This is a genomic window from Secundilactobacillus muriivasis (genome assembly GCF_054785195.1).
Map to the genome: position 1 here is coordinate 1 of NZ_BAABMI010000103.1, position 4,689 is coordinate 4,689.

Consider the following 4,689-nt stretch of genomic DNA (forward strand, 5'->3'; position numbering starts at 1 on the left):
TTGAGAACTGGTGCTCTCAAAACTAGCTAATATCAATTTTCTTACCGATGAACACCACTTACGTGGTTAAGTCCTCGACCGATTAGTATTAGTCCGCTCCGTACATCGCTGCACTTCCACTTCTAACCTATCTACCTGATCATCTCTCAGGGGTCTTACTTCCATAAAGGAATGGGAAATCTCATCTTGAGGCGAGTTTCACACTTAGATGCTTTCAGCGTTTATCTCATCCATACATAGCTACTCAGCAATGCGCCTGGCGGCACAACTGATACACCAGCGGTATGTCCATTCCGGTCCTCTCGTACTAGGAACAGCTCCTCTCAAATTTCCTACGCCCGCGACGGATAGGGACCGAACTGTCTCACGACGTTCTGAACCCAGCTCGCGTACCGCTTTAATGGGCGAACAGCCCAACCCTTGGGACCGACTACAGCCCCAGGATGCGATGAGCCGACATCGAGGTGCCAAACCTCCCCGTCGATGTGGACTCTTGGGGGAGATAAGCCTGTTATCCCCAGGGTAGCTTTTATCCGTTGAGCGACGGCCCTTCCATACGGTACCGCCGGATCACTAAGCCCGACTTTCGTCCCTGCTCGACCTGTCTGTCTCGCAGTCAAGCTCCCTTCTGCCTTTACACTCTACGAATGATTTCCAACCATTCTGAGGGAACCTTTGGGCGCCTCCGTTACTTTTTAGGAGGCGACCGCCCCAGTCAAACTACCCACCTGACACTGTCTCCCACCACGCTAAGTGGTGCGGGTTAGAGTGTTCACACAACAAGGGTCGTATCCCACCAGCGCCTCTATCGAAACTAGCGTTCCGATTTCTACGGCTCCGACCTATCCTGTACAAGTTGTGTCAACACCCAATATCAAGCTATAGTAAAGCTCCATGGGGTCTTTCCGTCCTGTCGCGGGTAACCTGCATCTTCACAGGTAATATAATTTCACCGAGTCTCTCGTTGAGACAGTGCCCAGATCGTTACGCCTTTCGTGCGGGTCGGAACTTACCCGACAAGGAATTTCGCTACCTTAGGACCGTTATAGTTACGGCCGCCGTTTACTGGGGCTTCATTTTTGGGCTTCGCCGAAGCTAACTCATCCACTTAACCTTCCAGCACCGGGCAGGCGTCAGCCCCTATACGTCATCTTACGATTTTGCAGAAACCTGTGTTTTTGATAAACAGTCGCCTGGGCCTCTTCACTGCGGCTGCACTGACGTGCAGCACCCCTTCTCCCGAAGTTACGGGGTCATTTTGCCGAGTTCCTTAACGAGAGTTCACTCGCTCACCTTAGGATTCTCTCCTCGACTACCTGTGTCGGTTTGCGGTACGGGTAGTAAGATACTCACTAGAAGCTTTTCTCGGCAGTGTGACATCGGCCACTTCCCTACTTAAATTCGGTCCTCATCACAGCTTGTCTACACGGTTAAAAGCATTTAACTGATAACCAGACTTACTGCTTGAACGCACATTTCCAATCGTGCGCACGGCTTAGCCTCCTGCGTCCCTCCATCGCTCAAACATATCTTACTAGTACAGGAATATCAACCTGTTGGCCATCGTCTACGCCTCTCGGCCTCGACTTAGGTCCCGACTAACCCTGGGAGGACGAGCCTTCCCCAGGAAACCTTAGTCATTCGGTGGATCAGATTCTCACTGATCTTTCGCTACTCATACCGGCATTCTCACTTCTAAGCGCTCCACTAGTCCTTACGATCTAGCTTCACCGCCCTTAGAACGCTCTCCTATCACTCGACCTAATGGTCGAATCCACAATTTCGGTGGTATCCTTAGCCCCGGTACATTTTCGGCGCAGAATCACTCGGCTAGTGAGCTATTACGCACTCTTTAAATGGTGGCTGCTTCTGAGCCAACATCCTAGCTGTCTATGCAACTCCACCGCCTTTTCCACTTAGGATACACTTAGGGACCTTAATTGGTGGTCTGGGCTGTTCCCCTTTCGACAATGGATCTTATCACTCACTGTCTGACTCCCGGATATAAATCAGTGGCATTCGGAGTTTATCTGAATTCAGTAACCCATGACGGGCCCCTAGTCCAAACAGTGCTCTACCTCCACGATTCTCTTTCCGAGGCTAGCCCTAAAGCTATTTCGGAGAGAACCAGCTATCTCCAAGTTCGTTTGGAATTTCACCGCTACCCACACCTCATCCCAGCACTTTTCAACGTACACGGGTTCGGGCCTCCAGTGCGTTTTACCGCACCTTCACCCTGGACATGGGTAGGTCACCTGGTTTCGGGTTTACATCAACATACTGAAACGCCCGTTTCAGACTCGCTTTCGCTACGGCTCCGACTTTTCATCTTAACCTTGCATGTTAACGTAACTCGCCGGTTCATTCTACAAAAGGCACGCTGTCACCCATTAACGGGCTCCAACTAATTGTAGGCACATGGTTTCAGGAACTATTTCACTCCCCTTCCGGGGTGCTTTTCACCTTTCCCTCACGGTACTGGTTCACTATCGGTCACTAGGGAGTATTTAGCCTTGGGAGATGGTCCTCCCGGATTCCGACCAGGTTTCACGTGTCTGGCCGTACTCAGGATCCTGAACTGAGGGCAATTGATTTCGTCTACGGGGCTATCACCCGCTCTGGCCGGTCTTCCCAAACCGTTCAACTATCAACTGCTTTGGTAACTCAAATGTTCAGTCCTACAACCCCAAGAAGCAAGCTTCTTGGTTTGGGCTGTTCCCACTTCGCTCGCCGCTACTATGGGAATCGCTATTGCTTTCTCTTCCTGTGGGTACTTAGATGTTTCAGTTCCCCACGTCTGCCAATCTTTAGCTATATATTCACTAAAGATTAATCATCGACTAAGATGATTGGGTTTCCCCATTCGGAAATCTCCGGATCAAAGCTTACGTACAGCTCCCCGAAGCATATCGGTGTTAGTCCCGTCCTTCATCGGCTCCTAGTGCCAAGGCATCCACCATGCGCCCTTTATAACTTAACCTCATCACTAACGTGATTGGCTAATTGAGTATTACGCGAAGTAAATAAACTTTACTAATAAAAAACTCAAAATACGCGGTGTTCTCGGCTTAATTAATGAAATTATTAATTAATATAAAAGAAAATTGATATTATCTAGTTTTCAAAGAACCAATTCTGAGAGTAGACCTCTCAAAACTAAACAAAGTTTTGTCTCATGTGCAGGTTTCCGTATTATTCCTTAGAAAGGAGGTGATCCAGCCGCAGGTTCTCCTACGGCTACCTTGTTACGACTTCACCCTAATCATCTGCCCCACCTTAGGCGACAGGCTCCCGAAGGTTACCGAATCGACTTTGGGTGTTGCAAACTCTCATGGTGTGACGGGCGGTGTGTACAAGGCCCGGGAACGTATTCACCGCGGCATGCTGATCCGCGATTACTAGCGATTCCGACTTCGTGCAGGCGAGTTGCAGCCTGCAGTCCGAACTGAGAATGGCTTTAAGAGATTAGCTTACTCTCGCGAGTTCGCAACTCGTTGTACCATCCATTGTAGCACGTGTGTAGCCCAGGTCATAAGGGGCATGATGACTTGACGTCATCCCCACCTTCCTCCGGTTTGTCACCGGCAGTCTCGCCAGAGTGCCCAACTGAATGCTGGCAACTGACAATAAGGGTTGCGCTCGTTGCGGGACTTAACCCAACATCTCACGACACGAGCTGACGACAGCCATGCACCACCTGTATCTGCGTCCCCGAAGGGAACGCCTAATCTCTTAGGTTAGCACAGTATGTCAAGACCTGGTAAGGTTCTTCGCGTAGCTTCGAATTAAACCACATGCTCCACCGCTTGTGCGGGCCCCCGTCAATTCCTTTGAGTTTCAACCTTGCGGTCGTACTCCCCAGGCGGAATGCTTAATGCGTTAGCTGCGGCACTGAAGGGCGGAAACCCTCCAACACCTAGCATTCATCGTTTACGGCATGGACTACCAGGGTATCTAATCCTGTTCGCTACCCATGCTTTCGAGCCTCAGCGTCAGTTACAGACCAGACAGCCGCCTTCGCCACTGGTGTTCTTCCATATATCTACGCATTTCACCGCTACACATGGAGTTCCACTGTCCTCTTCTGCACTCAAGTCTCCCAGTTTCCGATGCACTTCTCCGGTTAAGCCGAAGGCTTTCACATCAGACTTAAGAAACCGCCTGCGCTCGCTTTACGCCCAATAAATCCGGACAACGCTTGCCACCTACGTATTACCGCGGCTGCTGGCACGTAGTTAGCCGTGGCTTTCTGGTTAAATACCGTCAACACCTGAACAGTTACTCTCAGATGTGTTCTTCTTCAACAACAGAGTTTTACGAGCCGAAACCCTTCTTCACTCACGCGGCGTTGCTCCATCAGACTTTCGTCCATTGTGGAAGATTCCCTACTGCTGCCTCCCGTAGGAGTTTGGGCCGTGTCTCAGTCCCAATGTGGCCGATTACCCTCTCAGGTCGGCTACGTATCATTGCCTTGGTGAACCATTACTCCACCAACTAGCTAATACGCCGCGGGTCCATCCAGAAGTGATAGCCGAAACCATCTTTCAAACAGAAACCATGCGGTTTCTGTTGTTATGCGGTATTAGCACCTGTTTCCAAGTGTTATCCCCCGCTTCTGGGCAGGTTACCCACGTGTTACTCACCAGTTCGCCACTCATCCGATGTTAAAAATCAGTGCAAGCACTTCAA

2 rRNA genes are annotated in these 4,689 nt (G+C 50.3%); both read right to left on the minus strand.

Annotated elements, in window-relative coordinates:
• Positions 1 to 62 precede the first annotated feature (62 nt).
• Positions 63 to 2,980 (minus strand): 23S ribosomal RNA (locus ACYVR3_RS15985).
• A 223-nt stretch (positions 2,981 to 3,203) separates the two neighbouring features.
• Positions 3,204 to 4,689, minus strand: a 16S ribosomal RNA gene (locus ACYVR3_RS15990); the annotation flags it as partial.